At 71.0% G+C, this 2,424-nt stretch carries 2 protein-coding genes; both read left to right on the top strand.

The window, feature by feature from the left end:
* Nucleotides 1-100: 100 nt before the first annotated feature.
* Nucleotides 101-1,147, top strand: coding sequence for a YncE family protein (locus tag ACOV8S_RS32735; RefSeq protein WP_448322273.1), 1,047 nt, complete (start codon nucleotides 101-103; stop codon nucleotides 1,145-1,147).
* Nucleotides 1,148-1,351: 204 nt separating this feature from the next.
* A complete protein-coding gene (locus ACOV8S_RS32740; protein WP_448322275.1) occupies nucleotides 1,352-2,407 on the top strand; it encodes a YncE family protein in 1,056 nt (351 codons plus the stop codon).
* Nucleotides 2,408-2,424 lie beyond the last annotated feature (17 nt).

The raw sequence follows: 2,424 nt of genomic DNA on the forward strand, positions 1-2,424 counted from the left end.
CGAGGCCCCCGCGGCCGGCTGACCCCCGCTCCGCAACCACTGTCCCGCGCAGGGCACTTCCACCACTCGCGCCTCCCTTCCGTCAGGAGATCGACCCTTCATGAACTCCGCACGCCTCCGCGTCGCCGCCGCCGTCACCGTGGCCGCCGCCGCCGGCCTCACCCTCACCGCCCCGGCCTCCGCCACGCCGTTCACGCCGGAGCCGGCCACCGTCGAGACCACCGCCCCGGTGTGGAAGGGCCTCTACCAGACTGCCTACTCCGAGCGGAACGACGTCCTGTGGGCGACCGCGTCCACCGGCCGTCCGCCGGTCACCCAGACCGCCCTGCTGAAGCTCGACCCCGACACCCTCGAGGTCCTGGACACCTTCACCCCTCCGGTGGTCAACGAGACGACCGGCGCCCGCGAGGCCGTCTACGGCGTCGACGTGGACGACGAGAACAACACCGTCTGGGTCACCAACACCCGCGACAACGGCGTGGCCGTCTACAGCCAGGCCACCGGCGAGCACCTCGCCTCCCTGCCGAACGTCGGGCACGCCCGCGAGGTCGTGGTGGACGAGAAGCGCGACCTGGCCTGGGCCACCTCGTTCAACAGCGGCGAGGTCGTCGCCTTCGACACGGACACCTTCGAGGAGAAGAAGCGCATCGCCGTCGAGGGCGCCGGCTTCATGGGCCTCGCCCTGGACGAGAACACCGGCAAGGTGTACGCGAGCGACCTCAACAACCCGCGCATCGCGCAGTTCTCCCCGTACAAGGACGAGGTCGTCAAGTTCCACCCGGCCGGCGCCGGCGCGATCTCGGTCTCGCTGTCCAGGAACGGCCGGACCGCCTACACCACCAACCAGACCGACGGCACCGTCTCGGTGGTCAACCTGAACACCGGCACCCTCACGGCCACCGTCCCGACCGGCGCGGGCGCGCTCTCCGTGGCCACCGACGAGCGCACCGGCAACCTGGTGGTCGTCAACCGCGTCGCCGCCACCGTCTCGGTCGTCGACCCGCGGACGGGCGCGGTGCAGAACCTGCCGACGCAGAAGAACCCGAACCACGTGACGGTCGTCGACGGCACCGCCTATGTGCTCGACAAGTCGGGCGCCGGTGCCGACGGCTTCGACCTCGGCTACCGGATCGACCTCGGTCACTGACCTCTCCCACCCCGGCGAAGGCCACCCTCGCGCGCGACACATGTCGCAGCCGAGGGTGGCCTTCGCCGTCTCAACTTCCCTGTATATGCGGCCAGTTGTGACAGTTGTCACTGTGGAGGAACGTCGAAGTTAGGTAAGCCTAAGCTAAGTTGATCCTGCAGGTGCTCCACCGGGAGCGCCCCGGTACAAGGAGTTCGCCGACCCATGAGCATCACCCGTCGCATCCGCCGTGCCGCCGCCGTGACGGTGGCCCTCGCCGCCGGCATGTCGCCGGCCGGTCCGGCCGCCGCCCACCCGGGCACGGGCGCCGGTCACCAGGCTCCCTCGATCGCGACCAAGACGGCCGTGGCCAAGGGGCAGTACCAGACCGCCTACTCGGAGCGCAACGACGTGCTCTGGGCCGCCACCGCCGTGGGCCGGCCGCCGGTCACCGAGACCGCCCTGCTGAAGCTCGACCCCGACACCCTCGAGGTCCTGGACACCATCTCCCCGCCCCTGCTGGACGCGGCGACCGGCAGGCGCGAGGCCGTGTACGGCGTCGAGGTGGACGACGAGAACAACACGGTCTGGGTCGCCAACACACGCGACAACGGCGTGGCCGTCTACAGCCAGCGGACCGGCAAGCACCTCGCCTTCCTCCCGAACGTCAGCCACGCCCGCGAGGTCGTGGTGGACACCCGCCGCGACACCGCCTGGGTCAGCGCGGTGAACTCCGCCGAGGTGGTCGCCTTCGACACCGACACCTTCGAGGAGAAGCGCCGCGTGACGGTCGAGGGCTCCCGCCCGGCCGGCCTGGCGCTGGACGAGCGCAGCGGCAAGGTCTACGCGACCGACCTGAACGGCGCCCAGGTCATCGAGATCTCCCCCTGGAAGGACGCCGTGAAGCTGCACCCGGCCGGCGCCGGCGCGATCTCGGTCTCCCTCTCCAAGGACGGCCGGACCGCCTACACCGCCAACCAGACCGACGGCACCGTCTCGGTCGTCGACCTGCGCACCAGCACCGTCAAGGCCACCATCCCGACCGGCGCGGGCGCGCTGTCCGTGGCCACCGACGAGCGCACCGGCAAGCTGGTCGTCGCCAACCGCGTCGCCGCCACGGTCTCCGTCGTCGACCCCCGGCGCGGCACCGTGCGCGACCTGGTCACCGAGGCCAACCCGAACCACGTCGAGATCGAGGACGGCATCGCGTACGTCGTCGACAAGTCCGGCGCCAACGCCGAGGGCGGCGACTTCGCCTACCGCATCCGCCTGGGTCACTGATCCCGCCGGGTCCGCAA

It is taken from the genome of Streptomyces sp. CO7, assembly GCF_053474865.1.

Coding starts and splice junctions, on each gene's coding strand:
- ACOV8S_RS32735 (WP_448322273.1), top strand. CDS start 101: ATGAACTCCGCACGCCTCCGCGTCGCCGCCGCCGTCACCGTGGCCGCC.
- ACOV8S_RS32740 (WP_448322275.1), top strand. CDS start 1,352: ATGAGCATCACCCGTCGCATCCGCCGTGCCGCCGCCGTGACGGTGGCC.